Source organism: Paracoccus everestensis, from assembly GCF_021491915.1.
In the GTDB taxonomy this organism is placed as follows: Bacteria; Pseudomonadota; Alphaproteobacteria; order Rhodobacterales; family Rhodobacteraceae; genus Paracoccus; species Paracoccus everestensis.
In genome coordinates this window covers 2,924,790-2,951,008 of record NZ_CP090836.1, presented here as the reverse complement: position 1 = coordinate 2,951,008, position 26,219 = coordinate 2,924,790, and the positions used below count along the sequence as shown (strand labels likewise).

The following is a 26,219-nucleotide window of genomic DNA, read 5'->3' as shown; positions in this document are numbered from 1 at the left end:
ATCGGCCTTTGGTCGCAGTTCATGCCAGGATCTCGCCCAGAATCTCGGCCAGCTCCCCGGGGCGAACGGGCTTTTCCATCAGATGCACCTGCATGGCCGCGCAGCTGCGGGCGATCTGGGGATCGCGATGCGCGGTAACCATCACCGCCGGAATCGCCTGCCCCGCCGACTGGCGCAATGCCGCGATGGCATGAACGCCGGTATCGCCGTTTTCCAGGGCGTAATCGGCCAGGATCACATCGGGCGGATCGTCGCCCATGGTCGCCAGGGCCTCGGCCGTGCCGCTGGTGACGCGGGCCACCATGCCCAGCCGGTCACGCAGGATCATCTCGTATCCGCGCTGCATCCCCTGGTCGTTTTCCACCACCAAGGCCACGCGCCCGCGCAGGGGCAGGGTGGCGCGGGCGGGCCTGTCGGGGCAGGCCGGGCCGTCGCGCTGCACAAGGGGCAGGCCCACGCGGAACACCGTGCCGCGCATCGCCTCGGAATCGAGGCGGATCGGGTGATCCAGCTTTGCGCAGGCGCGGCGCACGATGGACAGGCCCAGGCCCATGCCGGGGATGCGGGCGTCGTTTCCAAGGCGCTGAAACTCGTCGAATATCCGGTTGCGGTCCACGGCAGGAATGCCCACGCCCGTGTCATAGACGCACAGCCAGCACAGCACCCCGCGTTTGCGCGCCCCCACCACCACGCCGCCGCGATGGGTGTACTTGATGGCGTTCGACACCAGGTTCTGCGCAATCCGACGCAGGAACACCGGGTCGCTTTCGACAACGGCATCGGTCGGCACAAAGGACATCCGCAGCCCCTTGGCCTCGGCCAGGGGGGCGTATTCGATGGCCAGCTTGCGGAACAATTCGCCCAAGGGGACAGGCTGGCGGTGAAACTCGATCCGCTGGCTGTCCAGGCGAGAGATGTCCAGGACCGCGTGCATCAACTGTTCCACCGATTCAAAGGCGCCCCCCAGCCGGCCGGTCAGTTCGGACTGAAGTTCGGTCATCGGCGTGTCGGTCAGCATCGACAGGAATAGCCGCGCCGCCGACAAGGGTTGCAGCAGGTCATGGCTGGCCGCGCGCAGGAAGCGCGTCTTGGAGCGGTTCGCTTCTTCCGCACTGGCGCGGGCCACAGCCAGTTCGCGGTTGCGCTGCGACAGGTCGGCAAGCGCGCGTTCCAGGTCGCGGGTGCGGGCCATCACCTCTTGTTCAAGGGCCACGGCGGCCTGGAACATCGACCAGGCGGATCCGCGCGATTCCTCCAGTCGATCGATGCGGTCGATCAGAACCTGGTTGATGCGCACCAGCTTGTCGATCCGGCGTTCGTTGCTGTCGTCGTCACGCAGCACGGGGGGCCGTCGGATCGGTGCCCGGCATGAAGGCCAGGCCCACGAAGGTCTGGTTCACGTGCATCCCGCTGTGCTGTTCGCCATAGGTATTGAAGCCCGCCACCCGATAGCGGATCAGCAGGTCGGACATCTGGTCGCCCAGGCCTTCGCGTTCCAGGGCCAGGCGGCGCAGGATGCAGTCGAAGCCCAGCACCATCAGCGGCGGACGGGGCAGGGATGCCAGCGCCTCGGCAAAGCCCTGGGTCATGTCCTCGGCCCGGCCAAGGGTCAGAACGGTCCCGGTGTCGATGGCCGACATCAGCGAAAGCCCGCCATCCTCCGTCTGCGCGCTGATGGCGCGGACATGATGATGGCGGCCCATGCGCAGCAGCAATGGATGGCGGGCGAATTCGCTGGGCGTCAGCGCATCGGGGGCGATGCCGGTCAGACGGGCATATTCGGCCGCCGCCGGTTCGGCGTTCAGTTCCAGGATGCGGCGTTTTTCGGGGATGGCGGCGGTGACGACCACGCGGGTGGCGGTCGGGCTGAAATGGGCGAAGGTGACTTCGCTGACGGCAAGATCCGTTTCGACCAGCAGGAAGACGGCGGCATTGGTGATGACCTGGCCCTGGGCCAGCAGCCAGGTCTGGCGGAACGACAAGCCGTCGCCTGCCGACCCGCCCAGGGTGGGCACCGACGGCAGGGCCGCGTCGATGGTGGCGACAAGCACGTCTTCCTGACCGGCCAGCCCATCGACCAGCAGCAACCCGAACAGCGACCGCTGCGGGTCGGGACCAAAGCCCGCGTGCAGGCGTCGCAGCGCCGCCATCCAGTCCGATACCGGCAGGGAATCCAGGCGCGGCAGGACCAAGGCCGTGGCGCGAAAGTGGGCCGAAGGAAAGCCGATGGCCACGATGCTGTCCGTGGCATAGCCCGCAGGCCCGATTTCACCGGCGGACGAACAGCCCGCGATCACGCAGCGGTCGGGCAGGCCCGCCCGCAGCACGGCGTCAAGCGCAGTCAGGTCCGAACCATCGGCGCCAAAGACCAGGACCAGGCCCGGATCGGCTCCGCGCAGGCCGTCCAGCAGGACACGGCCGGGATCGGCCCCCTTGCGGTCGGCCTGCACGGCCACCGGCCCGGTGGCGCCCTCCTTCGCAGCCGGGCCGGTATCCATCATCCCGCCTCGAACAGACGGACCGTGTTGGCAAGCAGCACCGCCTGGGTGCGGCGGCGAGCGTTGATCTTGGACATGATGGCGGTGATGTGGGTCTTTACCGTCGCCTCGGCGATGGACAGGTCATAGCTGATTTCCTTGTTCGCCTTGCCCTGGCAGATCAGCCGCAGGATTTTCATCTGCTGCGGCGTCAGGGTGGCAAAGCGCCGGGCCAGTTCCGCCTTGGCCCCGTCATCCGCATCGGCCTGGTCGGGGGCATAGCCTTCGGGGGTGACGCGTTCGCCCTCCCACATCCGGCGCAGGCTGTCCACCAGGGCCTCTCGGCCCAGGGACTTGCTGATATAGCCCTGCGCCCCCGCCGCCATCGCGGCCCCGATCATGGCACCGTCCATGTCGGCGGAAATCATCGTGATGGGCACGTCAGGCAATTGGCGGCGCAGCGTCACGATGCCTTCGGACCCGCGCGCGTCGGGCAGGTTCAGATCCAGGATCACCGCGTCCGGGGCACCCTGCGCCTTGATCCCGTCCAGGGCCGCGCCCAGGCTGCGCGCGGTGCGCACGTTCTTCAGGCCGAAGCTGATCTTCAGGGTCAGCGCAAGCGCGTCGCACATCAGCGGGTGGTCGTCCACGATCAGAATTTCACGCACCTGATCGGCGCTTTGCCGTGGCGTCTGCGGCGAACGGGCCTGCATGGCTGCGGCTGTCATGAGATATCCTCCTCGGATGGTGCCGCAGTCACCCCCCTGCGGCATTCCTGTTCAAGTGTAGGGCACTGCTTGCGCAAAGCAAGCCTGCTTCTGCGACAAAGGTCGTGGTCCGCCGACAGGCGCCGTTCAGCCCGCAGACTGGCCCGCAATCCAGTCTTTCGCATCCGTTACAGTGGCATAGCCAAAGGCAAGCCCGCTCATCATGGCGGCATGGACCTGGGCTGCGGGCACGGTGGTTCCCTGGAATTCCAGATCCCGGGTCGCGCAGGCGTCCGAGATCACCGTGGTTTGATAACCCAGGTCGGACGCGGCGCGGGTGGCCGCGTCGATGCACATATGGCTCATGGCGCCGACGATCACGACCTGCTCGATGCCGTTGTCGTCCAGGATGCGCTTCAGATCGGTATCCTTGAAGGCGTTGACCTGGTTCTTGGTCACGATGATCTCGTTCCCCTGCGGGGCCGCGGCGGGATTGATGTTTGCCCCTTCGCTGCCGGGGTGGAAGAACGGCGCCGAGGCATCGGGAAACTCGTGGCGCACATGAACGATCAGATCGCCACGGTCCCGCGCGGCATTCAGCACGGCGCGCGCCCTTTCGGCGGCCTGCTCCATCCCCTCCAACGGAAATTTCCCGCCGGGGAAATAGTCGTTCTGGATATCGACGGCGATGGTGGCGCGTTTGGTCATGGCGGCTTCCTTATCCATTGACGGCTTCAAAGGTCTGGTCCCAGGTGTTGCCGTCGGTATCCTCGGCATGGACGTGGATCGGCTGTCCATTGGGATCATAGGCAAAGCGGAACACCGGATCCTCGCTGATGGAAATCCCGGCGTGCAGGGTGAACAGCAGGTCGTCGCCCTGGCGCACCTCCAGCCGGTCGATGAAATGGGCGGGAATGTTCAGAAGCGTCAGCTGATCGCGCTGCAGGCCCGAAAAGTTCGGATGCCGGATCATCAGCGTGCCGATCTGGCGTCCGTTCTGGCTGTCCGTGCGCCAGCGCATCTGGCCCATGGTGGCTTCCACCGCCGCCATGTCCTTGCCGGCAGGCGCCGAACAGCCGCCCGATGCCTTGACGAAGCGGCCTGCCATGACCCGGTTGCCGTTGCCGGTATCGGCAATGGCGCGCACGTCGGAATAGCTGTCCACCCGGACCCGGAATTCGAAATCCAGCGGCGCCATGGCGGGACCAAAGGTGTATTCGGCGGCTACGGGGGCGGGGTTCTCGTCGATGACCAATGTCACGGCCTGCACCGCGGGGGCGCCAGGGGGCTGGGTCAGGCGGATCGGGACAATGGCGGCCTCGTGCGCACGCACGGGGGCATCCAGATCCAGGACCGCCAGATCCAGCGGCACATCCGCCGCCAGGCCCAGGACGGAATCACGCAGATCGTCCCAGGCGGCCGAGTTTTGCAGCGGGTTGTCCTGCGCCGCAGCGGGTCCGCCCAAGACGGGCGTGGCCAGAAGCAGTGCGGCAAGGATATGGGCCTTCATCGCTTACTCTCCCTTCTTCATGCGGCGATAGATCAGGTCGGCGGTGTCCGCGCCCGCATCGGCCTCGGCCCGGGCCACGACCTGACCATGCAGGGGCGACAGCGAGCAGACGGGATCGGTCGCCCGCGCATCCCCCGCAAGCGCCATGGCTTGGCAGCGGCAACCGCCGAAGTCGATCGTCTTGCGGTCGCAGCTTTGGCAGGGTTCCGGCATCCAGCCGGTGCCGCGAAAGGCGTTGAAGCTGTCGGACCCATGCCAGATTTCGCCCAGAGAGGTGTCCCGGACGTTTTCAAAGCGCATCCATTTGATCGTCTGCGCGGCATGGCAAGGCAGGACCGTACCGTCGGGCGCGACGTTCAGGCCCGTGGATCCCCAGCCGCCCATGCAGGCCTTGGGATAGATGGAATGGTGATCGGCGGGGACATAGTCGATGACCATCCGCCCGCGCAGACGGATGCGCGCCTCATTCACCACCGCCCGGGCAAAGACCGCCTGTTCGCGCGTGGGCATCAAGGCCTTGCGGTTCAGCTCCGCCCAGCCGTGGAATTGCACGGTCGCGACCTCGATCCGGCGTGCGCCAAGGGTTTCGGCCAACTCGATCATGTCGGGCAGGCGTTCCAGGTTCTGGCGGTGGACCACGGCGTTGATCGTCAGGGGAAAGCCGATGTCCTTGACCCATTGGGCAAAGCCCATCTTCTTGTCCCAGGACCCGGGATGGCCGCTGATCCGGTCGGCCATGTCGGGGCGGATGCCCTGCAAGGACAGCTGCACATGATCGACGCCAGCGCGGTCCAGTTCCTCCAGCCGCGCGCGGGTGATGCCGATGCCCGAGGTGATCAGGTTCACATACAGCCCCGCATCCCGCGCATGACCCACGATCTGCGCCAGGTCGCGCCGCGCGCCCGGTTCCCCGCCCGAGATATGGACCTGCAAGACGCCCAGATCGGCCGCCTGCCGGAACACGCGGCCCCAATCGTCGGCCGTCAGTTCCTGCGCGGCGCGGGTCAGTTCCACAGGGTTGGAACAATAAGGGCAGGCCAGCGGACAGCGGTGCGTCACCTCGGCCAGCATGGCCATGGGCAGGCCGGGGGTGACGGGGTTTCCGTCCAGGTCGCGAGGTTGGCTTTGCTGGTCCTTCATGGATCCCTCCTGAGGAAAACCATCCGCCGTTCGATCAGACCGGTCAGGAAATCGCGCACATCGCCACCTATCTGGTCTTCGGGCGCATGATAGCGCGCGGCAAGGCCGCTGACGATGGCCTTCATGGAACGGGTGCCGTCCAGTTCCGACAGGATCGCATCGCCGATGGCGTCCAGTTGCATCGCCCGTTCGGGGGCCTGCAACACGCGGATGCCGCGCACTCGGTCGTCAGCCAGCCGCACCCCGCGCGGCAGATAGGGAATGTCGTCCGGGCCGATCAGCGGCGCAGGGGGGGCGGGGGCTGGCCGGATGCTGGCTGGCTGGGCGGTCATGGCGCCATCCCTTCGCCCGACCGCCAGGCGCCCGGCGGGACATTGCCCTCGACATAGCCGTGCCACAAGGCATCAAGCTGCGCCCACAGCACGTCGGTCTTGAAGGTCAGCGCCGCCGCCGCCGCATCCTGCTTTTCCTTGGTGTCGGCGTTGGTCAGCACATAATCCAGGCCGAATTTGACATCCTCGGGCGCCTCGGTCAGGCGCTTCTTGAAATAGGACAGGCTGCTGTCATCGGCGAAATCGTAATGGGCCAGAAGCCCCTCGATTCGCTGGGCGTGGATCCTGGGCGCGAACAGTTCCGTCAGGCTGGCCGCCACCGCGTCCAGCAGCGGCATATCCCGCACGAAACGGACATAAGCGTCTACCGCAAAGCGCGTGGCGGGCATGATCCCCACGCCGCTTGCGACGTAATCGGGGTCCAGCCCCACCGCCTGTGCAAGCGCCAGCCAGCGGCGGATGCCGCCGCCTTCGGAAACGCCGCCGTCGTGATCCTCGATCCGCTTGCGCCAGGCGCGGCGCAGGTCGGGATCCTCGACCCGCGACATGAAGGCCGAGTCCTTCATGGGGATGCGCGACTGGTACATCCAGCGGTTGATGACCCAGGCCCGAACCTCGTCCGGGGTGCAATGGCCGCCATGCAGGCGTTCGTGGAACGGATGGCGGTCGTGATAGCGTTGGGCGCCGATGGCGCGCAGCCGGGCCTCGAAATCCTCGCGCGATTGCGCCTGATCTTGCCCCGATACTGAAAAGGCGTCCTTCACAGCGTGATCTCCATTCCGTCACGGCCGACCTGCCAGCCGCTGGCTTCTGCTTCGCGCGTCTGAACGCTGGCCGGATCGGTCAGCGGATTGGAATTGTTCATGTGGACGAAGACCCGGCGTCCCACGGGCAGCTCGCGCATGGCAGCGATGGTTTCCACCACCGGCATATGGCCCATGCGGCGCCCGGTCTTTTGCCCCAGGCCCATGCGGATCATCTCGTCATCGTCCCACAAGGTGCCGTCGAACATCAAAAGATCCGCCCCCCCGATGCGGTCCACCAGCCAGCCGGGCAATTCCGCGCAGCCCGGAATATACAGGGCACGGCGCCCGTTCGCCGCCAGCTCGACCCCCACCGTCGTTTCGCCCACCAGGCCCGTTTCGACCACGGCGCCTTCCTGGTACAGGGGCACCTTGCCCGGCACGGCGAACAGCGTGGCGTCCAGGCCCGGCGCGATGGTGACGGTCTGGTCCAAGGCCACGGGCTCGCGCGCCACCAGATCGCCGCGCAAGGCCCCCAGCATGGGGTTGTCCGCCAGCACGTCATGGATCGCGGGCGTCGCATACAGCACGAAGGCCTGGGATTCGCGCAGCGTCAGCAGCCCCGCCACATGGTCGATATCGCCGTTTGTCACCAGAACCGAATGCAGCGGCATATCCCGCAGCCCCGTCGGATGCAGCGCGGGCGTGGCCGCAAGCTGGACCCGGATGTCGGGCGATGCGTTCAGGATTGCCCAGTTGCGCCCGTCCGCGCTGACCGCGACCGAGCTTTGCGTCATCGCCGGAATCCGTCCGGCCCGCGCGGCATTGCAGTTGTCGCAGCCGCAGTTCCATTGCGGCAGCCCGCCGCCGGCCCCGGCCCCCAGCAGAATGATCTTCATGATGTCCCTGACGAAAAGACCCCGCCCGAGGGTATCGGACGGGGCCGTTCATGATGCCTGAAGCGGATGCCTCAGAACAGGACCGGTTCGTCCTCTGCCGGTGCGTACATGTTGATTTCCATGCCGCAGGCAATTTCCTTCAGGGTGGGTTTCGTCCAAGCCATGCATTTCCTCCAAATCCACGGCCGCCATGATGGCGACTGCCTATCATGTTAGACCAGCAACAACGCGTTTCAACACGACTAAGGTCGCAGGTCACGAAAAGTTGGACATTCGGCCCAAATCCGGGAAAATATGGAAATGATCCTTGCCGTTTTATCCGCCTGCCTGGCCGCCGATCCGCAGGTCTGCGCCCCGGTGACATTGGTCGGCCAGCCATATGCCACCTTGGCCGAGTGCAACAACGACGCTTTGCGAATCGCCAGCGACTGGCTGGTGGAGCGGTCCGACCTGCAAGACGGCGGCCTGACCTGCACGGATCTGGACGACCTGCCTGCCCTGGCGGTGGACCAGGTGGCCGATGGCATCCATGTTCACATCGGCCAGGTGGCCCAGTTCGAGGACAGCCCGGACGGCTGGATCGCCAACTTGGGCTTTGTGGTGGGGGATAACAGCATCGCGGTGATTGACGCGGGCGCATCCCGCGCACAGGGGCAGGCCTTGTTCGCGGCGATCCGGGCCGTCAGCGACAAGCCGATCAGCCACCTGATCGTTACCCATATGCACCCCGACCACGCCTTCGGGGCCGAGGTTCTTGCCGAGGCAGGCGCCGTCATCGTCGGCCATGCCCGGCTGGGCGACGCGCTGGAAAGCCGCGGGCCGGTTTATCTGGACAACCTTATCGGGCTTTACGGGCCGGGACCGATGATCGGCACGCGGGTCGTCCTGCCCGATGTCGCGGTCGCGGACAGGCAGGAGATCGACCTGGGCGGACGCGTCCTGACCCTGACCGCCACCGGCCCCGCGCACAGCGACAACGACCTGACGGTGCGCGACAGCGCGACGGGCACCTTGTTCGCGGGCGATCTGGTGTTTCGCGGGCTGACGCCCATCGTGGACGGATCCCTGCCGGGCTGGCTGGACTGGATGGACGGCCCCCGGACCACCGGTCCCGTCGTGCCGGGTCACGGGCCGGTCGCTGCGGACTGGCCGCAGGCCGTGGGGGCGCAGCAGGATTTCCTGGCCGCCTTGGCCCGGCAGACGCGCCAGGCGATCCGGGCGGGGCTGCCCATGTCCCAGGCAGTGCCCGCCATTGTCGCCGGTCTGCAGCCCTTTGCCGCCGACTGGGCGTCCTTTCCCGAATCCGCCGCGCGCGATGCGACCGCCGCCTTCAAGGAACTGGAATGGGAGTAAGGGTTTGACAGGGCGGGTCTTGTCAAGCGACCATCGCGCAAAAGGCTCGCACGCAGGTTGCGAACCCTGGGGAGGGGAAAAGACGTGAGGACAATGTTTTACACGACCGTGGCCTTGGCTGCGCTGATGGCCGGGGGGGCGCAGGCGCAACTGGTGATCGAAAAGGGCAGCGATGATCGCATCAACTGGAAAAGCCTGGAGGATTTTGGCGCGGCCCATGCCGATATCAGCGGCCAGAGCGTGACGATCCTGGCGCCCTGGCTGGGCGCGGACCAGGCGCTGTTCACCTCGATCATGGCCTATTTCGAGGATGCGACGGGTGCGACCGTCAACTATTCCGGGTCGAACAGCTTCGAACAGCAGATCGTCATCGACAGCGAGGCCGGATCGCCCCCCGACATCGCGGTGCTGCCGCAGCCGGGGCTGGCGGCCGAGCTGGCGGCCAAGGGTTACCTGCGCGACCTGGGTGAGGACACCGCGCAATGGGTGCGCGACAATTACGCGGCGGGCGACAGCTGGGCCGCGCTTGGCACCTATGCCGGCGAGGACGGGGCGGAAAAGATGTTCGCCTTTCCCTACAAGGCCGACGTGAAATCGCTGGTCTGGTATGTCCCCGAGAATTTCGAGGATGCGGGATACGAGATCCCCGAGACCTACGAGGATCTGAAGGCGCTGACCGAACAGATCGCCGCCGATGGGGAAACCCCCTGGTGCATCGGCCTGGCATCCGGGGGCGCGACAGGCTGGCCCGCGACCGACTGGGTCGAGGATCTGATGCTGCGCCTGAACACGCCCGAAGATTACGACGCCTGGACCACCAACGCCCTTCCCTTCAACGATCCCAAGGTCATCGCCGCCATCGATGAATTCGGCTGGTTCGCCAAGAACGAGGATTATGTCGCGGGCGGCGCGGCTTCGGTCGCGTCGAACGATTTCCGCGAAAGCCCGAAGGGTTTGTTCGAAAGTCCGCCCGGCTGCTATATGCACCGGCAGGCAAGCTTCATCCCGTCCTTCTTTCCCGAGGACACCGTCGAGGGCGAGGATTACGACTTCTTCTATTTCCCCGCCCCCGCCGATGGCAGTCTGGGCCAGCCGGTGCTGGGCGGCGGCACGCTGTTCGGGGTGTTTTCGGACAACCCGGTCGCCATGGCCTTTGTCGAGTTCCTGAAAACCCCCGCCGCGCATGAATTGTGGATGGCGCAGTCAGGGTTCACCACGCCCCATACGGGGGTGAACATGGACGCCTATGCCAGCGAGACACAGCGCAAGATGGGCCAGATCCTGCTGGATGCGACCACCTTCCGGTTCGACGGATCCGACCTGATGCCCGGCTCGGTCGGCGCGGGGGCCTTCTGGACCGGCATGGTCGATTTCGTGGGCGGCGCATCCGCGCAGGATGTCGCGGACCGCATCCAGCAGACCTGGGCCACGCTGAAGTGACGCCCTGAAAGGTGACGTTCTGGCGCGGCGGATCGACGCCGCGCTTGTTTGACCGGGGGGCATCGACATGGAACTGTTCTGGCTGGCCATCAGCACGATCCTGATCGGCGTCTTCGGCTGCGTCGCGTGGTTCTGGGGATCGAACCTGATCCTGGACCGCATCTATCCCCCGCGCGGCCCGAATGCGGGAGACAATATCCGCAAGGCGGGCCAGATCCGGCCTTGGCTGTTTCTGGGACCGGCGATCCTGTTCTTGGGCGTTTACCTGGTTTATCCGATCTTCGACAGCCTGTGGCGGTCCGTCCACAATGCGCGGGGCACCGATTTCGTGGGCGGATCCAATTACGCCTGGCTGCTGAACGACGGCAAGTTCCGCGAATCCATGCGCAACAACCTGGTCTGGCTGCTGGTCGTGCCGGCGCTGTCCACGCTGTTCGGGCTGATTGCCGCGCAGCTGACCGACCGGCTGAAATGGGGCAGCATCGGCAAGTCGTTGATCTTCATGCCTATGGCGATCAGCTTTGTCGGCGCGGGCGTGATCTGGAAGTTCATCTATGAATACCGCGCTCCGGAGGAAAACCAGATCGGGCTGCTGAACGCCATCGTGCAGGCCCTGGGGGGCGATCCGCAACTGTGGCTGACGCTGATCCCCTGGAACAACTTCTTCCTGATGATCGTGCTGGTCTGGATCCAGACAGGCTTCGCCATGGTGATCCTGTCCGCCGCCCTGCGCGGCATCCCCGAGGAAACCGTCGAGGCCGCGATCCTGGACGGCGCATCCCCTTGGCAGGTGTTCTTCAAGATCAAGGTGCCGCAGATCATGGGCACCATCGCTGTGGTCTGGACCACCATCACCATCGTGGTCCTCAAGGTCTTCGATATCGTCTTCGTGATGACCAACGGGCAATGGGGCACGCAGGTGCTGGCGAACCTGATGTATGACTGGATGTTCCGCGGCACGCCCGATTACGGGCGCGGATCGGCCATCGCCATCATCCTGATGGCCCTGGTGACCCCCATCATGATCTGGAACATCGTCAACGCCCGCCGGGAGGTCCGCTGATGGAAGGCATGGCCGGACAGAAATCAAGCCTGGTCTGGGCGGTCAACATCGCCGCCTTCCTGCTGGTGCTGTTGTGGACGATCCCGACGCTGGGGCTTCTGGTGTCGTCCTTTCGCGACCGCGACCAGATTCTGACCTCGGGCTGGTGGCAGTCCTTTTCGCCGCAAGAGGCCACGGGCTTCGTGCGCACCGGCACGGGCGACGACGCGGTCCAGCAGGACGGGCAATATGTCATCGAGGGCAGCGTCCTTGAGGAAGGCCAGAACCTGATCGGCTGGGGCACCCGCGCCCGCGAGCCGGCAGCCTTTGCGCCCGGCGACACGGCCGAGATCGGCGACGGCTGGCAGGTCACCGTTGCCGAGGACGGCAGCTATCGCATGACCTCGGACACGCCCTTCGAGATGCGCAGGGGCGAGCGGATCTTTGTCACCACCGGCGCGCCCGCCCGACTGACCACCGAGAATTATAATCGCGTGCTGACCGCCGAGGGACTGGGCCGGGCGTTCATGAACACGCTGACCGTGACCATCCCCGCGACCGTGATCCCGATCCTGATCGCGGCCTTTGCCGCCTATGCCTTGGCCTGGATGGAGTTTCCGGGCCGCGCCCTGCTGACCGCCGCCGTGGTGGGCCTCTTGGTCGTGCCCTTGCAGGTGGCGCTGATCCCGCTTTTGCGGCTGCACAACGAACTGGGCATCGGCAAGGGATACCTGGGCATCTGGCTGGCCCATACCGGCTTCGGCCTGCCCTTGGCGATATACCTGCTGCGCAACTACATGGTCGGCCTGCCCCGAGAGGTCATTGAATCCGCCCGCGTGGACGGCGCGACCGAGTTCCAGATTTTCCGCAAGATCATCCTGCCGCTGTCGTTCCCGGCATTGGCGTCCTTTGCCATCTTTCAGTTCCTGTGGGTCTGGAACGACCTGCTGGTCGCCACCGTGTTCCTTGGCAACACGCGCGAACAACTGGTCATGACCGGCGTGCTGCGCGAGCTGATGGGGTCCAAGGGCGGGGAATGGGAAATCCTTGCAACCTCGGCCTTCATTTCCATCGCGGTGCCGCTGATCGTGTTCTTCGCGATGCAGAAATATCTGGTCCGCGGCCTTCTGGCCGGGTCCGTGAAAGGTGGATGAAACTTGACGGACGTGAAAATCGACTGGTGGAAGGGTGGGGTCATCTATCAGATCTATCCGCGCAGTTTCCAGGACACGACGGGCGACGGGATCGGCGATTTGCCGGGCATCACGCAGCGCCTGCCCTATGTCGCGTCGCTGGGCGTGGATGCGGTCTGGATCTCGCCCTTCTTCACGTCGCCGATGAAGGATTTCGGCTATGACGTGTCCGATTACCGCGGCATCGACCCCCTGTTCGGCGACATGGAGGATTTCGACGCCCTGATCGCCCGCGCCCATGAACTGGGCTTGAAGGTGATGATCGACCTGGTGATGTCGCATTCCTCGGACCAGCATCCCTGGTTCGCGGAAAGCCGCGCCAGCCGCAACAATCCGAAGGCGGACTGGTATGTCTGGGCCGATCCCAAGCCCGACGGCACGCCGCCCACCAACTGGCTGTCGATCTTCGGCGGATCGGCCTGGCAGTGGGATGCCCGGCGCGAACAGTATTATCTGCACAATTTCCTGGCCTCGCAACCCGACCTGAACTTCAACAACCCCCAGGTCCAGGACGAACTGCTGGAGATGGCGCGGTTCTGGCTGGACCGGGGCGTGGACGGCTTCCGGCTGAATACCGTCAACTTCTATTTCCACGACGCGCAGTTGCGCGACAACCCGCCCCTGCCTAGGGAATTGCGCAAGGCCGACACCGCGCCTGCCGTGAACCCCTACAACCACCAAAGCCACAGATACGACAAGTCGCAGCCCGAGAACATCGCCTTCCTCGAACGCTTCGCGGCGCTGCTGCGCCAATATGGCGCGGCCGTCATCGGCGAGATCGGCGACAGCGAACGATCGCTGGAACTGCTTGAGGGCCAGGAAGCCGACGCGCAATCCGTGCTGCACCATTACCGCTGGGCCATCGGGCTGCGGCGCAAGCATTCGGCGCTGCGGGGCGGCGACATGACCGACATTCATGCCGAAGGGCCGGTCCTGACCTTCAACCGCGCCGACAGCCAGCAATCCTTGCAAATCCGCGCCAACCTGTCGGCCGAGGAAGTGGGGGGTCTGCGGCCATGGCAGGTCCAGATCATCGAGTGATAGGGTTCAAAAGGGGGAAAGACGATGGCCGACCTGAAACTGACCGATATTGCCAAGTCCTATGGCGAGGTGCAGGTGTTGCGACACATCGACCTGGACATCCGGTCGGGCGAATTCATCGTCTTCGTCGGCCCCTCAGGCTGCGGGAAATCCACGCTGCTGCGAATGATCGCGGGGCTGGAACGGATCAGCGGCGGCACGCTGGAGATCGACGGGCAGCGGATGAACGACATCCCGCCCAGCCAGCGGGGCATCGCCATGGTGTTCCAGTCCTATGCCCTGTATCCGCACATGACGGTGCGCGACAACATGGCCTTCGCGCTGAAGATCGCCGGCAAGTCCAGGGCCGAGGTGCAGGAGGCCACCGACCGCGCCGGCCGGATGCTGCAACTGACCCCCTATCTGGACCGCCTGCCCAAGGCGCTATCGGGCGGTCAACGCCAGCGGGTCGCCATCGGCCGGGCCATCGTGCGCGATCCCAAGGTCTACCTGTTCGACGAGCCCCTGTCGAACCTGGACGCCGCGCTGCGCGTCGCCACCCGGATCGAGATCGCGCAACTGAAGGCCTCCATGCCCGACCGCACGATGATCTATGTGACCCATGACCAGACCGAGGCGATGACCCTGGCCGATCGCATCGTGGTGCTGGCGGGCGGCGGCATCGCCCAGGTGGGGGCGCCGCTGGAATTGTATGGACGCCCGGTCAGTGAATTCGTGGCCCAGTTCATCGGCAGCCCGGCCATGAACCTGCTGCCGGGCCGCGTCACCGCCACCGGTGCCACCACCACCGTGCAGCTTGACGGCGGCGGCATCGCGCTTGTGGCGATCGCGACCCGGGCGGGCGACGAGGGTATGGCCGTCAACATCGGCGTCCGCCCCGAGGATATGCGCGAAACGGCCGGACCCGCGATCTTCCAAGGCACCGTCGATCTGACCGAGGCCCTTGGCGAGGTGACCTTGCTTTATTTCGGCACGCAGGGCGACACCGCCCCGATCATCGCCAAGCTGCCGGGCATCCATCCCGGCCTGAACGGCAAGACGGTTCGCCTGACGGCCGATCCGGCGGCGCTGCATTTGTTCCACGACGGCAAATCGCTGCTGTATCGCGACGGGACGGATTTGCCCCCATACCGTCCCCGGACGACAGGGGAATCGCATATGACCTTGGCAATCTGAGCGGCGCCCCTTGCGGCTGAGGGCTTGATGGATTCTGGGAGTGGACCCATCCCTCGGAGCCTCCCGCCGCCATGCATCTGTTCCTGACCGCCTTCGAAGATGTTCCCGATCCCCGCGCCGGGAACATCCGACATGACCTTGGCGAGTTGCTCGTCATCGCCTTTGTGTCGGTGCTGTGCGGTGCCTCATCCTGCGCCGAAATGGCCGCCTTCGGTCGTGCGAAGGAACGCGTTTTCAGAGGCTTCCTGAAGCTCAGGCATGCGGTTCCGTCGCACGACACCTTCTCGGCCGTTTTCCGGATGATCGATCCAAAGGCGCTCGACGCCGCCTTTGGCCGGGTGCTGGCCGATGTTGCGGCGCTCCTGCGCGAGGGCGATGTGATCGCCATCGACGGCAAGGCCCTGCGCGGCGCCCGGCACGCGGGCGAGAGCGCGCGGACGCGGATGATGGTCTCGGCCTACGCGGCGCGGCTGCGCCTGACCCTGGCCAGCGTGCCGGCCGATCGGGGCACGGAACTGGAAGCCGCGATCGAGGCGCTCGGGTTGATCGCGCTCAAGGGTAAGGTGGTGACGGCGGATGCGCTCCACTGCAATCGCCGCACGGTTGCGGCGATCAACGCCGGCGGCGGCGACTGGTGCCTGGCGCTCAAGGCCAACCAGGACTCGCTCCTGTCTGATGCACGGGCCTGTTTCGGCAGGGTGAAGGACGGCCACGCCACTGCCGTCACCAAAGATGCCGGTCACGGTCGGACGGAGGTCCGAACGGCAGTCGTAGTCGGGGCCAGGGATCTGGCAGAGCATCATGATTTCCCCGCTCTCAAGGCCTTCGGTCGGGTCGAGGCGACGCGAGAAACGGCCACGGGCACAAGCTCGGAGACGCGATACTTCGCGCTGTCGTGGATGCCGACGCCGGACGTTCTGCTGGCCACCGTGCGCGCCCACTGGGCCATCGAGAACGCCTTGCACTGGCAGCTTGATGTCTCTTTCCGCGAGGACGCCGCGCGCAACCGCAAGGATAACAGCCCCGGCAACATCGCGGTCCTGCGCCGCCGCGCCCTCGACGTCATGCGCAGGGACACCTCGAACGGCTCCCTCTCCATCAAGCTCAAGCGAGCCGGCTGGGACGACGACTTCCTCCGCAGCGTGCTCAACAACTTAGCACCATGAGCCATATGCGATTGCCCTGCCCCGGACGACGGCTGCGCCCGTTCCCGCCTGAGCCGCAATTAGCCCTTGGTCCAATTGCACCCCTGCGTGCTATGATAACCGCTACCGACCGAGGAGGAGCCGGCCCGGTATGCGTCACGCCGATTACGTCGCCCAGAAATCCCAGTCCAATTCCGCGACCTCGGCGCTTGCCGCGTCGTGGCGGCGGTCGCTTCTGAAACACGGGCTTGATCCTTCCGATGCCCGCCGCCCCGAGCGCCTGACCCTCGAGGAACTGAGCCAGCGCAGGCAGGCCATGGATCCGTTCCTGCGCGTGGCCGGCCCGCAACTGGACCAGTTGTTCAACCTGGTCGGATTGTCGGGCTGCAACGTGTTGCTGACCGATGCGAATGGGGTGGTCCTGGACCAGCGGGTGAACGGGGCCGACGCTGAACAATTCCGCGATTGGGGCTTGTGGCAGGGGGCAATCTGGTCCGAGGCGGCCCAAGGCACCAACGGCATCGGCACCTGCCTGGCCGAGGGGCGGCAGGTCACGATCCACCGCGACGAACATTTCCACACCCGCAACACGGCCATGTCCTGCATGGACGCGCCGATCTGGGGGCCGGACGGGCTGCTGCTGGCGGCCCTGGATGTCAGTTCCGCCCGCGCCGACCAGACCGAACGATACAACCGCCTGATCTCTGCCCAGGTGGCGCAGACCGCTCGGGCGATCGAGGCCGTGTTCTTTCGCGCAAGCTTCCCCGATGCGCGCATCGTGGTGGCCGATGATACGCCCGATGCAGCGGTCCTGCTGGCCGTGGACAAGGACGACCTGGCCATTGGCGCGACTCGCGCGGCGCGCCGTGCCCTGGGCCTGGAACGCGAAGGGGCGATCCGGCCCCGCCCGGCGGCCGACCTGCTGGGGCGTGGCGACGACCTGACCGGCTTTGACAAGGCCGAGCGCGCGGCCGTGGCTCGTGCCCTTGCCCGCACCGATGGCAATGTATCGGCCGCCGCACGCGCCCTGGGGATCGGGCGGGCGACGCTGTATCGCCGCATGGCACGGCTGGGGTTGGCGGAAAAAACCGGCTGACTGTCTCACGAATGAGACAACTTCGGCGTTGGGGCGCCCCAAGGCGGTTGAAACGAATCGCCGTCACGCCAAGCTGTCACCCATACCCGGAGAGGGAGACTTCGGGCAAAATCCAGAGGAGGAAGATATGCCGAACGACCAGACGCACGAGTTCAAGGGCGTGGGCGTGATGCCCTTTGCCAAGCGTTACGACAACTTCATCGGCGGGCAGTGGACGGCGCCGAAATCGGGCCGCTACTTCACCAACACCACGCCCATCACCGGGGCCGAAATCGGCGAGATCGCCCGGTCGGGCGCCGAGGATATCGAAGCCGCGCTTGATGCAGCCCATGCTGCCAAGGACAAGTGGGGCCAGACCTCCGCCGCCGAACGGTCGCTGGTGCTGCTGCGCATCGCCGACCGGATGGAACAGAACCTGGAACTGCTGGCGACGGCGGAAACCTGGGACAACGGCAAGCCCATCCGTGAGACGATGGCCGCCGACCTGCCGCTGGCCGTTGACCACTTCCGTTACTTTGCCGGTGTCCTGCGCGCGCAGGAAGGCGGCATTTCGGAAATCGACAACGACACCATCGCCTATCACTTCCATGAACCGCTGGGCGTGGTGGGCCAGATCATCCCGTGGAACTTCCCGCTGCTGATGGCGGTGTGGAAGCTGGCGCCCGCGCTTGCCGCAGGCAACTGCGTTGTGCTGAAGCCTGCCGAACAGACGCCCGCCAGCATCATGGTCTTCATGGACCTGATCGCCGACCTGCTGCCGCCGGGCGTGCTGAACGTCGTCAACGGCTTCGGGCTGGAAGCCGGCAAGCCGCTGGCGTCGAACCCGCGCATCTCCAAGATCGCCTTTACCGGGGAAACCACGACCGGGCGGCTGATCATGCAGTATGCGTCCGAGAACCTGATCCCGGTCACGCTGGAACTGGGCGGCAAGTCCCCCAACATCTTCTTCGAGGATGTGCTGCGCCAGGACGACGATTTCTTCGACAAGGCGCTGGAAGGCTTTGCGATGTTTGCGCTGAACCAGGGCGAGGTCTGCACCTGCCCGTCGCGCGTGCTGATCCAGGAATCGATCTATGACCGCTTCATGGAACGCGCCCTGAAACGCGTCGAGGCGATCAAGCAGGGCGACCCGCGCGACGCAGCCACCATGATCGGCGCACAGGCATCGTCCGAGCAAAAGGAAAAGATCCTTTCCTACTTCGACATCGGCCGCAAGGAAGGTGCCGAAGTGCTGATCGGCGGCGAGGCGGCCGATCATGGCGGGGAACTGTCCAGCGGCTATTACATCAAGCCGACCGTGTTCCGCGGCAACAACAAGATGCGCATCTTCCAGGAGGAGATCTTCGGACCTGTCGTGTCCGTGACCACCTTCAAGGACCAGGACGAGGCTCTGTCGATCGCCAATGACACGCTCTACGGTCTGGGCGCGGGCATCTGGTCGCGCGATGCGAACACCTGCTATCGCTTTGGCCGCGCGATCAAGGCAGGACGTGTCTGGACCAACTGCTATCACGCCTATCCGGCCCATGCGGCCTTTGGCGGCTACAAGCAGTCGGGCATCGGGCGCGAGAACCACAAGATGATGCTGGATCACTATCAGCAGACCAAGAACATGCTGGTCAGCTACTCGCCCAAGAAACTGGGCTTCTTCTGATCCCGTGAAACGGGGGGCGGGCCGCGCAAGACCCGCCCCATTCCTTGCGCAACCAACCGCGTCCCTTGGCGTTGATGCGACAGACTTTCCGCATTCGGATCCGCAGCCATGCCCAAGGATGCCATCATTTCCGACCCGCATGACGCCGCCCGAGAGGCCGGGCTTGTCTACGTCAATGACGATATGCCGGGCATCACGCGAATCCGCGCGGGCAAGGGCTTCAGCTATCGCGGCCCTGACGGCAAGGCGATCACCGACAAGGCGGAACGCAAGCGGCTGGCATCGCTGGCGATTCCCCCCGCCTATACCGAGGTCTGGATCTGCCCCGATCCGCGCGGCCATATCCAGGCCACGGGACGCGATGACAAGGGGCGCAAGCAATACCGCTATCACCCCGATTTCCGCGCGGTGCGCGACAGCGCCAAATACGACCACATGCTGGAATTCGCCCATGTCCTGCCGCAGATCCGCGAACGCGTGGATGCGGATATGTCCCGGCGTGGGATGCCCGCCGAAAAAGTGCTGGCGACGGTCGTCCACCTTCTGGAAAACACCATGATCCGGGTGGGAAACGCCGATTACGCCAAGCAGAACAAGTCGCATGGCCTGACCACGCTGCGCGACCGCCATGTCAAGATCGACGGCAACCAGCTGCGTTTCCGCTTCAAGGGCAAGTCGGGCAAGGAGTGGGATCTGGGGCTGAAGGACCGCCGCGTGGCCCGCATCGTGCGCGCCGCCCAGGACATTCCAGGCCAGCACCTGTTCCAGTACCTGGACGAGAACGGCGAACGGCAAAAGATCACTTCGACCGAGGTGAACGCCTATCTGCGCGAGATCTCGGGCCAGAACGTCACCGCCAAGGATTTCCGCACCTGGACCGGAACCGTCCTGGCCGCCCTGGCCCTGGCGGAATTCGAGGCTTGCGACAGCCAGGCCGCAGCCAAGCGCAACATCCGCGAGGCGATCGAGCGGGTCTCGGCACGCCTTGGCAACACGCCGACCATCTGCCGCAAATGCTATGTCCATCCCCAGGTGATCGATTCCTATCTGGCGGACGAGTTGAAGCTGGAATTGCAGGACGAAATCGCCGACGATCTGCAACAGCCCGGCCTGCGCCCCGAGGAACGGCAGGTGCTGGAGTTCCTGAAGAAAAGGCTGAAGACATGAGCACGGTTACGGCCACCCCCGCCGCCCTTGACCTGATCGCCGAAATTACCGCCGATCACGGCCCGGTCCTGTTCCACCAGTCGGGCGGCTGTTGCGACGGATCCTCGCCCATGTGCTATCCCCAGGGCGATTTCCGCGTCGGCGAACGCGACGTGAAGCTGGGAGAGATCGGCGGGGCACCCTTTTACATCAGCGCTTCCCAGGCCGAGGCCTGGGCGCATACGGATCTGGTCATCGACGTGGTGCCGGGGCGCGGGGGGATGTTCAGCCTGGACAACGGGCGGGAAAAACGCTTTCTCACCCGGTCGGAAATCTGCCGGATCTGATCGGGGCTGATTGGCAGGACGCCAGCCGTCCCTTATAACGCCCCGACATCATCGGGGGTCATTTCATGGCATACAGCGTTTTCATCGACGGCGAGGCAGGCACCACGGGGCTGCAAATCCGCGAGCGGCTGGAAACGCGCGACGACATCCGCCTGATCACCATCGACCCCGACCGCCGCAAGGATGCGGGCGCCCGGCGCGAGGCCTTTGAACAGGCCGACGTGGCGATCCTGTGCCTGCCGGATGATGCTGCGCGGCAGGCGGTCGAACTGGCAAAGGATCTGGACACGCGAGTCATCGACGCATCCACCGCGCACAGGGTGGACAAAGGCTGGGCTTACGGGTTTCCCGAACTGAACGCGGCGGCGCGCGACCGGATCGCGGGCGCGCGGCTGGTCAGCAACCCGGGCTGCTATTCGACCGGTGCCATTGCCATTCTTGCCCCCCTGGTCGCGGCTGGCCTGATCGCGCCGGACGAGGCGCTGTCGATCAATGCCGTCAGCGGCTATACCGGCGGCGGCAAGGCGCTGATCGCCGAATACGACGATGGCACGGCGCCCGCCCATTTCGTCTATGGCCTGAACCAGCGTCACAAGCACATTCCCGAAATCATGGTCCATGCGGGCCTGTCGCGCCAGCCGATCTTTGCGCCGGCGGTGGGCAACTTCGCGCAGGGCATGGCGGTGCAGGTGCCGCTGTTCTTGAACGACCGCCGCACGCTGGACGGCCTGACGCAGGCCTTGGCGGATCATTACGCCGGGCAGCGCTTCATCGAAGTGGCCCGGGACGCGGGTTCGCGCATCGTGCCGACCGACCTGAACAACGCCAATCGCCTGCGCATCACCGTGCAGGGCGACGCCCAGAACGGCTGCGCGACGGTGGTCGCAGTGCTGGACAATCTGGGCAAGGGCGCGTCCGGCGCGGCGGTCCAGAACCTCAACATCATGCTGGGCGTGGATGAGGGCATCAGCCTTTAAGGTGCAAGGCGGCACCGGCCTGCGCCGGTGCCCGCCATCTTATTCCGCCGCCTCGGCATAGCTTTCCACCGGCGGGCAGGTGCAGATCAGGTTGCGGTCGCCATAGGCGTTGTCCACCCGGCCCACCGGCGGCCAGTACTTGTCCACCCGGAAGGCGCCCGCAGGGAAGCAGCCCTGTTCGCGGGAATAGGCACGGTCCCATTCGGCCACCAGATCCTCGACCGTGTGCGGCGCATGGCGCAGCGGGCTTTGGTCCGCGGCGATCCGTCCTTCGGCCACTTCGGTGATCTCGTCCCGAATGGCCAGCAGCGCGGTGATGAAGCGGTCGATCTCGGCCTTGGTCTCGGACTCGGTCGGTTCCACCATCAGCGTGCCTGCCACGGGCCAGCTCATGGTCGGCGCATGGAAGCCGTTGTCGATCAGGCGCTTGGCGATGTCGTCCACCGTCACGCCGTGTTCGGCAAAGGGCCGCGTGTCGATGATGCATTCATGCGCCACCCGCCCCCGGTTGCCCATGAACAGGATCGGATAGGCCCCGGCCAGACGGCTCGCGATATAGTTCGCGTTCAGGATCGCCACGCGTGTCGCCTGCGTCAGCCCGGCCCCGCCCATCATCAGGCAATAGGCCCAACTGATCAGCAGGATCGAAGCACTGCCATAGGGCGCAGCCGATACCGCGCCACTGTCATCCTCGCGCGGATCGCCGGGCAGGAAGGGCGCCAGATGCGCCTTGACGCCGATCGGCCCCATGCCCGGCCCGCCCCCGCCATGCGGAATGGCGAAGGTCTTGTGCAGGTTCAGGTGGCTGACATCGCCGCCGATCTCGCCCGGCTTCACCAGACCCACAAGCGCGTTCATGTTGGCCCCGTCGATATAAACTTGGCCGCCATGCTTGTGGGTGATGTCGCAAACCTCGCGCACGGTGTCCTCGAAGACGCCGTGGGTCGAGGGATAGGTGATCATCACCGCCGCCAGCCTGTCGCCAGCCTTAGCCGCCTTGTCGGCAAAATCCTCGAGGTCGATGTCGCCGTTGGGTGCCGACTTCACCACCACGACCTTCATCCCGCACATCTGCGCGGATGCCGGGTTCGTGCCATGCGCGCTGACCGGGATCAGGCAGATATCGCGATCCTCGCCGCGCGCCTTGTGATAGGCGGCGATGGTCAGAAGCCCCGCATATTCCCCTTGCGCGCCGCTGTTGGGCTGCATGGAAAAGGCGTCGTATCCCGTGATCTGGCACAGCTTCTCGGTCAGGTCGCCGATCGCCTCGGCATAGCCCGCGGCCTGGTCAACGGGGGCAAAGGGATGCAGCGCGCCGAATTCGGGCCAAGTGATCGGCATCATCTCGGCTGCGGCGTTCAGCTTCATGGTGCAGCTGCCCAGCGGGATCATCGCCCGGTCCAGCGCCAAGTCGCGGTCCGACAGCCGGCGCATATAGCGCATCATCTCGGATTCCGCGCGGTTCATGTGGAAGACCGGATGGGTCAGATAGTCGCTGTCGCGCAGCAGATCCTCGGGGATGGCAGGCTCGGTCGCGGCTTCCGCCGCATCGGTGATGCCAAAGGCGTCCAGCAGCCGCAGGATCACACCGGCATCCGTCGTCTCATCGACGCTGACCCCCACACGGTCGCGGCCCACCTTGCGCAGGTTGATGCCGCGATGGCGGGCGGCAGCCATGATGCCCCGCTGGCCCACGCCCACCTTGACGGTGATCGTGTCGAAGAACGCATCCGGCGCGACCTCGGCCCCGGCGGCACGCAGGGAATTGGCGATGGTGACGGCGTGCAGATGCACCCGCTGGGCAATGGCGCGCAGTCCTTCGGGACCGTGGAACACGGCATAGAAGGACGCCATGACCGCCAGCAGCGCCTGCGCGGTGCAGACGTTGGAGGTCGCCTTCTCGCGCCGGATATGCTGTTCCCGCGTCTGCAGCGACAGGCGATAGGCCTGGTTGCCCTTGGCGTCGATGGAAACGCCGACGATGCGGCCGGGCATGGCGCGCTTCAACTGGTCCTTGCAGGACATGAAACCCGCGTGCGGGCCACCATATCCCATCGGCACGCCAAAACGCTGCGCAGATCCCACGGCGATGTCGGCGCCCATCGCGCCCGGCTCCTTCAGCAGGCACAGGGCCAGCAGGTCGGTCGCCACGACCGCAAGCGCGCCCGCCGCGTGCAGGGTCTCGATCTCGGGCGTCAGGTCGCGGATATGGCCATAGGTGCCCGGATACTGGAAGATCGCGCCGAAGACCTCATCCGCCTTCAGATCGTCGATGGAGGCCTTGATGATGCGGATGCCCAAGGGGGCGGCCCGCGTCTCGATCACGGAAATCGTCTGCGGATGCAGGTCATGGGCCACGAAGAAGGCATCGGCCTTGGACTTCGACTGACGCTGCGCCATGGCCATCGCCTCGGCCGCGGCGGTTGCTTCGTCCAGCAGGCTGGCATTGGCGACGGGCAGGCCTGTCAGGTCGGCCACCATGGTCTGGAAGTTCAGCAGCGCCTCCAGCCTGCCTTGGGCGATTTCGGGCTGATACGGGGTATAGGCCGTGTACCAGGCCGGGTTTTCGAAGATGTTGCGCTGGATCGCGGGCGGCGTGACGGTGCCGTAATAGCCTTGGCCGATCAGGCTGGTCATCACGGTGTTCTTCGCCGCGACCTGCCGCATCCGGTCCAGAAGCGCCGCCTCGGACAGCGCAGGCCAGTCGAGCGGCTGGTCCTGCCGGATCGCCGCGGGGATGGTCTGGCCGATCAGCGCATCCAGGCTGTCGGCGCCGACGGCCTTCAGCATCGCCTCCATCTCGGCGGGCGAAGGCCCGATATGGCGGCGGTTCGCGAAATCGTCGGGATTATAGTCGGTCGGTGTCCAGCGGGTCATGATCGCCTTCTTTCCAAAGCGGCTTTTGCCTTGACTCAAATATCCTCGGGGGGCCGGGGGGCGAAGCGCCCCCGGCGTCGTCAACCGATCAGCGCCTGATAGGCATCCTCGTCCATGAAGCCCTCGATTGCAGACGGATCGGCGGGCTTGATGCGGAAGAACCAGGCCGCCATCGCATCGTCGTTCACGCTGCCCGGCGCATCGGCCAGGGCGCTGTTCACCGCCGTGATCACACCGGCAATGGGGGCCGAGATGTCGGATGCGGCCTTGACCGACTCGATCACCACGACCTCCTCGCCCGCCTCGACCTCCCGGCCTTCTTCGGGCAGCTCGATAAAGACCACATCGCCCAGCTGCTCGCTGGCATGGCCGGTGATGCCGACGACGATCTCGTCCCCTTCGGCGCGCAGCCATTCATGGTCTTGGGTATATTTCAGCATGGTGGCTCCTCAGCGTTTGTAGGATGGCGGGATGAAGGGCAGGGGGGTGATCGTCACGGGAATGCGCTTGCCGCGCAGTTCGGCATAAAGCGTCGTGCCATCCGGCAGGTTCTTGGGCAGCCGCGCCATGGCGATGGGACCGCCGACCGATGGCCCGAAGCTGCCGGAACTGACCTGACCCACCGGATCGCCGCCTTCGGGATCGGCAAAGATCGCCACCCCTTCGCGGATCGGCGCGCGGCCATCGGGTCGCAGGCCACGACGGGTCACAGGAGAACGCCCTGCAAGCTCGGCCAGCACGGACTCTGCGCCCGGGAACCCGCCCTCGCGCGCGCCACCCGTCCGGCGGGACTTGGGGATCGACCAGCCAAGGGCCGCCTGCGCGGGCGTCACGTCCGCGTCCATGTCGTGGCCGTAAAGCGGCATCCCCGCCTCAAGCCGCAGGCTGTCGCGAGCGCCAAGGCCGATGGGCGCAACTTCGGGCTGATCCAGCAGGGCTTGGGCAAAGGCCTCCAGCCGGTCTTGGGGAACCGAGATCTCAAACCCGTCTTCGCCCGTGTAACCCGACCGGGAGATCCACAAATCCTCTCCGTTCCAGGCATGGACCTGGCTGTCCATGAAGCGCATATCGGCCGCGGCGGGGACGATCCGGGACAGAACCTCGGCTGCCAGCGGACCTTGCAGGGCCAGCAGCCCGCGATCCGTGACAGGCGTCACCGTAACCCCCTCCAGGGTCTGCAGATGAGCGATGTCCTGTTCCGCGCAGCCGGCGTTGACGACCAGCAGGAAATGATCGCCCCGGTTGGCAAACATCAGGTCGTCGAGGATCCCGCCCCGGTCGTTGGTGAACAGCCCGTAACGCTGTCGCCCCTCGGCCAGGCCCTTAACATCGGCGGGGATCAGGCGTTCCAGGGCCAATGCCGCCGTTGCAACGTCGCCATTGTTCGGCGTGACCAGAACCTGGCCCATGTGGCTGACATCGAACAGCCCGGCACGCGCGCGCGTATGCAGGTGTTCGGCCAGCACCCCCATCGGATACTGGACCGGCATTTCCCATCCTGCGAAGGGAACCATGCGGGCGCCAAGCCTTCCGTGAAGATCGTAAAGCCCGGTCCGGCGCGGATTGTCGGTCATGTGACCTTCCTCTCAAACAGCCGGACAGCCGGCATCGGTTGGCGGGCTGTTCGCCCGATACGATGCCCCCTCTGTCCTTGCCCCGTCGGGGCGCCTGAGATCGTTATCCCTTCGGCGGGCCGGATCGGCCACTCTCCAGAGTTCTTGGCGGAAAACGGTCCTTCTGCCTGAGAGTTCGCCGGGGCGGCTGCTCCTTCGGCACTGGCGCGGGCCAGCTTCTCCCGAGTTCCGATGGCCTGAGAGCTAACCGGGCCGCGCCCGCAAGGCAAGCCTTTTGTCGTATCCCCCCGTCCCTGCCGCGATTGACAGCGCCCCGCCCCCGCAGCAGGGTCGCGCGGCATCGGACAGGG

Annotated in this window: 25 protein-coding genes and 1 riboswitch; of the genes, 12 read left to right on the top strand and 13 right to left on the bottom strand. The window is 65.7% G+C overall.

Annotated elements, in window-relative coordinates:
- Window positions 1-19: 19 nt before the first annotated feature.
- The 10 genes from LZ585_RS14790 to pqqA form a co-directional block, all read right to left on the bottom strand.
- On the bottom strand, window positions 20-1,342 hold the full coding sequence (locus LZ585_RS14790; protein WP_234854309.1) for an ATP-binding response regulator: 1,323 nt from the start codon (window positions 1,340-1,342) through the stop codon (window positions 20-22).
- Entirely contained in the window at window positions 1,332-2,501 is a 1,170-nt protein-coding gene (locus LZ585_RS14785; RefSeq protein ID WP_234854307.1) for an FIST N-terminal domain-containing protein, read from the bottom strand. The genes LZ585_RS14790 and LZ585_RS14785 overlap by 11 nt, the downstream gene beginning before the upstream one ends.
- The gene (locus LZ585_RS14780; RefSeq protein WP_234854305.1) at window positions 2,498-3,205 is read right to left on the bottom strand and encodes a response regulator transcription factor; all 708 of its coding nucleotides are present in this window, start codon (window positions 3,203-3,205) and stop codon (window positions 2,498-2,500) included. The genes LZ585_RS14785 and LZ585_RS14780 overlap by 4 nt, the downstream gene beginning before the upstream one ends.
- Before the next feature lie 126 nt (window positions 3,206-3,331).
- Window positions 3,332-3,892, bottom strand: a complete 561-nt coding sequence (locus LZ585_RS14775) for a cysteine hydrolase family protein (protein WP_234854304.1) — start codon at window positions 3,890-3,892, stop codon at window positions 3,332-3,334.
- Between the two features lie 10 nt (window positions 3,893-3,902).
- Window positions 3,903-4,694 carry a quinoprotein dehydrogenase-associated SoxYZ-like carrier gene (locus LZ585_RS14770; protein WP_234854303.1) on the bottom strand — a complete coding sequence of 264 codons (792 nt, stop codon included), beginning with the start codon at window positions 4,692-4,694 and terminating at the stop codon, window positions 3,903-3,905.
- A gap of 3 nt (window positions 4,695-4,697) precedes the next feature.
- Window positions 4,698-5,834, bottom strand: coding sequence for a pyrroloquinoline quinone biosynthesis protein PqqE (pqqE, locus tag LZ585_RS14765; RefSeq protein WP_234854301.1), 1,137 nt, complete (start codon window positions 5,832-5,834; stop codon window positions 4,698-4,700).
- The gene (gene pqqD / locus LZ585_RS14760) at window positions 5,831-6,166 is read right to left on the bottom strand and encodes a pyrroloquinoline quinone biosynthesis peptide chaperone PqqD (RefSeq protein WP_234854300.1); all 336 of its coding nucleotides are present in this window, start codon (window positions 6,164-6,166) and stop codon (window positions 5,831-5,833) included. Before pqqD ends, pqqE begins: the two co-directional genes overlap by 4 nt.
- A complete protein-coding gene (gene pqqC, locus LZ585_RS14755) occupies window positions 6,163-6,930 on the bottom strand; it encodes a pyrroloquinoline-quinone synthase PqqC (RefSeq protein WP_234854299.1) in 768 nt (255 codons plus the stop codon). The genes pqqD and pqqC overlap by 4 nt, the downstream gene beginning before the upstream one ends.
- Window positions 6,927-7,808: a pyrroloquinoline quinone biosynthesis protein PqqB gene (gene pqqB, locus LZ585_RS14750; RefSeq protein ID WP_234854298.1), complete on the bottom strand. Its 882-nt coding sequence runs from the start codon at window positions 7,806-7,808 to the stop codon at window positions 6,927-6,929. Before pqqB ends, pqqC begins: the two co-directional genes overlap by 4 nt.
- A gap of 71 nt (window positions 7,809-7,879) precedes the next feature.
- Entirely contained in the window at window positions 7,880-7,972 is a 93-nt protein-coding gene (gene pqqA / locus LZ585_RS14745) for a pyrroloquinoline quinone precursor peptide PqqA (RefSeq protein WP_076522366.1), read from the bottom strand.
- Window positions 7,973-8,108: 136 nt separating this feature from the next.
- On the opposite strand from pqqA, the gene LZ585_RS14740 reads away from it, so the two are divergent.
- The 12 genes from LZ585_RS14740 to argC all read left to right on the top strand — a co-directional run bounded on the left by LZ585_RS14740 (window position 8,109) and on the right by argC (window position 21,418).
- Entirely contained in the window at window positions 8,109-9,161 is a 1,053-nt protein-coding gene (locus LZ585_RS14740; protein ID WP_234854296.1) for a quinoprotein relay system zinc metallohydrolase 2, read from the top strand.
- A gap of 93 nt (window positions 9,162-9,254) precedes the next feature.
- Window positions 9,255-10,601, top strand: a complete 1,347-nt coding sequence (locus tag LZ585_RS14735; RefSeq protein WP_234855852.1) for an ABC transporter substrate-binding protein — start codon at window positions 9,255-9,257, stop codon at window positions 10,599-10,601.
- A 67-nt stretch (window positions 10,602-10,668) separates the two neighbouring features.
- Entirely contained in the window at window positions 10,669-11,664 is a 996-nt protein-coding gene (locus LZ585_RS14730) for a carbohydrate ABC transporter permease (protein ID WP_234854295.1), read from the top strand.
- On the top strand, window positions 11,664-12,797 hold the full coding sequence (locus LZ585_RS14725; RefSeq protein WP_234854294.1) for a carbohydrate ABC transporter permease: 1,134 nt from the start codon (window positions 11,664-11,666) through the stop codon (window positions 12,795-12,797). Before LZ585_RS14730 ends, LZ585_RS14725 begins: the two co-directional genes overlap by 1 nt.
- Window positions 12,798-12,800: 3 nt before the next feature.
- On the top strand, window positions 12,801-13,877 hold the full coding sequence (locus tag LZ585_RS14720; RefSeq protein ID WP_390625078.1) for an alpha-amylase family glycosyl hydrolase: 1,077 nt from the start codon (window positions 12,801-12,803) through the stop codon (window positions 13,875-13,877).
- Between the two features lie 24 nt (window positions 13,878-13,901).
- Entirely contained in the window at window positions 13,902-15,053 is a 1,152-nt protein-coding gene (locus LZ585_RS14715) for an ABC transporter ATP-binding protein (RefSeq protein ID WP_234854292.1), read from the top strand.
- A 71-nt stretch (window positions 15,054-15,124) separates the two neighbouring features.
- Complete coding sequence (locus LZ585_RS14710; RefSeq protein ID WP_234854291.1) at window positions 15,125-16,219, top strand: ISAs1 family transposase; 1,095 nt, start codon at window positions 15,125-15,127, stop codon at window positions 16,217-16,219.
- Between the two features lie 130 nt (window positions 16,220-16,349).
- The gene (locus LZ585_RS14705) at window positions 16,350-17,294 is read left to right on the top strand and encodes a helix-turn-helix domain-containing protein (protein ID WP_234854290.1); all 945 of its coding nucleotides are present in this window, start codon (window positions 16,350-16,352) and stop codon (window positions 17,292-17,294) included.
- A 127-nt stretch (window positions 17,295-17,421) separates the two neighbouring features.
- On the top strand, window positions 17,422-18,948 hold the full coding sequence (gene adh, locus LZ585_RS14700; RefSeq protein WP_234854289.1) for an aldehyde dehydrogenase: 1,527 nt from the start codon (window positions 17,422-17,424) through the stop codon (window positions 18,946-18,948).
- A gap of 108 nt (window positions 18,949-19,056) precedes the next feature.
- Window positions 19,057-20,115 carry a DNA topoisomerase IB gene (locus LZ585_RS14695; RefSeq protein ID WP_234854288.1) on the top strand — a complete coding sequence of 353 codons (1,059 nt, stop codon included), beginning with the start codon at window positions 19,057-19,059 and terminating at the stop codon, window positions 20,113-20,115.
- Window positions 20,112-20,441, top strand: a complete 330-nt coding sequence (locus tag LZ585_RS14690) for a DUF779 domain-containing protein (RefSeq protein WP_234854286.1) — start codon at window positions 20,112-20,114, stop codon at window positions 20,439-20,441. The genes LZ585_RS14695 and LZ585_RS14690 overlap by 4 nt, the downstream gene beginning before the upstream one ends.
- Window positions 20,442-20,506: 65 nt before the next feature.
- On the top strand, window positions 20,507-21,418 hold the full coding sequence (argC, locus tag LZ585_RS14685; protein ID WP_234854285.1) for an N-acetyl-gamma-glutamyl-phosphate reductase: 912 nt from the start codon (window positions 20,507-20,509) through the stop codon (window positions 21,416-21,418).
- 39 nt (window positions 21,419-21,457) lie between these two features.
- Here argC and gcvP read toward each other — a convergent pair whose 3' ends face one another.
- From gcvP to gcvT, 3 genes are all read right to left on the bottom strand, one after another.
- Complete coding sequence (gene gcvP, locus LZ585_RS14680) at window positions 21,458-24,295, bottom strand: aminomethyl-transferring glycine dehydrogenase (protein WP_234854283.1); 2,838 nt, start codon at window positions 24,293-24,295, stop codon at window positions 21,458-21,460.
- An 80-nt stretch (window positions 24,296-24,375) separates the two neighbouring features.
- Complete coding sequence (gcvH, locus tag LZ585_RS14675; protein WP_234855851.1) at window positions 24,376-24,732, bottom strand: glycine cleavage system protein GcvH; 357 nt, start codon at window positions 24,730-24,732, stop codon at window positions 24,376-24,378.
- 12 nt (window positions 24,733-24,744) lie between these two features.
- Window positions 24,745-25,869 (bottom strand): glycine cleavage system aminomethyltransferase GcvT, encoded by a 1,125-nt coding sequence (gene gcvT, locus LZ585_RS14670; RefSeq protein WP_234854282.1) that lies wholly within the window; start codon window positions 25,867-25,869, stop codon window positions 24,745-24,747.
- A gap of 145 nt (window positions 25,870-26,014) precedes the next feature.
- Window positions 26,015-26,103: riboswitch (glycine riboswitch) on the bottom strand.
- Window positions 26,104-26,219: the final 116 nt, after the last annotated feature.

Bases quoted from the DNA above. Each gene is read 5' to 3' on its own strand.
- LZ585_RS14785 (WP_234854307.1), bottom strand. From the start codon at position 2,501: ATGATGGATACCGGCCCGGCTGCGAAGGAGGGCGCCACCGGGCCGGTG.
- LZ585_RS14780 (WP_234854305.1), bottom strand. From the start codon at position 3,205: ATGACAGCCGCAGCCATGCAGGCCCGTTCGCCGCAGACGCCACGGCAA.
- LZ585_RS14775 (WP_234854304.1), bottom strand. From the start codon at position 3,892: ATGACCAAACGCGCCACCATCGCCGTCGATATCCAGAACGACTATTTC.
- LZ585_RS14770 (WP_234854303.1), bottom strand. From the start codon at position 4,694: ATGAAGGCCCATATCCTTGCCGCACTGCTTCTGGCCACGCCCGTCTTG.
- pqqE (WP_234854301.1), bottom strand. From the start codon at position 5,834: ATGAAGGACCAGCAAAGCCAACCTCGCGACCTGGACGGAAACCCCGTC.
- pqqD (WP_234854300.1), bottom strand. From the start codon at position 6,166: ATGACCGCCCAGCCAGCCAGCATCCGGCCAGCCCCCGCCCCCCCTGCG.
- pqqB (WP_234854298.1), bottom strand. From the start codon at position 7,808: ATGAAGATCATTCTGCTGGGGGCCGGGGCCGGCGGCGGGCTGCCGCAA.
- pqqA (WP_076522366.1), bottom strand. From the start codon at position 7,972: ATGGCTTGGACGAAACCCACCCTGAAGGAAATTGCCTGCGGCATGGAA.
- LZ585_RS14740 (WP_234854296.1), top strand. From the start codon at position 8,109: ATGATCCTTGCCGTTTTATCCGCCTGCCTGGCCGCCGATCCGCAGGTC.
- LZ585_RS14735 (WP_234855852.1), top strand. From the start codon at position 9,255: ATGTTTTACACGACCGTGGCCTTGGCTGCGCTGATGGCCGGGGGGGCG.
- LZ585_RS14730 (WP_234854295.1), top strand. From the start codon at position 10,669: ATGGAACTGTTCTGGCTGGCCATCAGCACGATCCTGATCGGCGTCTTC.
- LZ585_RS14725 (WP_234854294.1), top strand. From the start codon at position 11,664: ATGGAAGGCATGGCCGGACAGAAATCAAGCCTGGTCTGGGCGGTCAAC.
- LZ585_RS14715 (WP_234854292.1), top strand. From the start codon at position 13,902: ATGGCCGACCTGAAACTGACCGATATTGCCAAGTCCTATGGCGAGGTG.
- LZ585_RS14710 (WP_234854291.1), top strand. From the start codon at position 15,125: ATGCATCTGTTCCTGACCGCCTTCGAAGATGTTCCCGATCCCCGCGCC.
- LZ585_RS14705 (WP_234854290.1), top strand. From the start codon at position 16,350: ATGCGTCACGCCGATTACGTCGCCCAGAAATCCCAGTCCAATTCCGCG.
- adh (WP_234854289.1), top strand. From the start codon at position 17,422: ATGCCGAACGACCAGACGCACGAGTTCAAGGGCGTGGGCGTGATGCCC.
- LZ585_RS14695 (WP_234854288.1), top strand. From the start codon at position 19,057: ATGCCCAAGGATGCCATCATTTCCGACCCGCATGACGCCGCCCGAGAG.
- LZ585_RS14690 (WP_234854286.1), top strand. From the start codon at position 20,112: ATGAGCACGGTTACGGCCACCCCCGCCGCCCTTGACCTGATCGCCGAA.
- argC (WP_234854285.1), top strand. From the start codon at position 20,507: ATGGCATACAGCGTTTTCATCGACGGCGAGGCAGGCACCACGGGGCTG.
- gcvP (WP_234854283.1), bottom strand. From the start codon at position 24,295: ATGACCCGCTGGACACCGACCGACTATAATCCCGACGATTTCGCGAAC.
- gcvT (WP_234854282.1), bottom strand. From the start codon at position 25,869: ATGACCGACAATCCGCGCCGGACCGGGCTTTACGATCTTCACGGAAGG.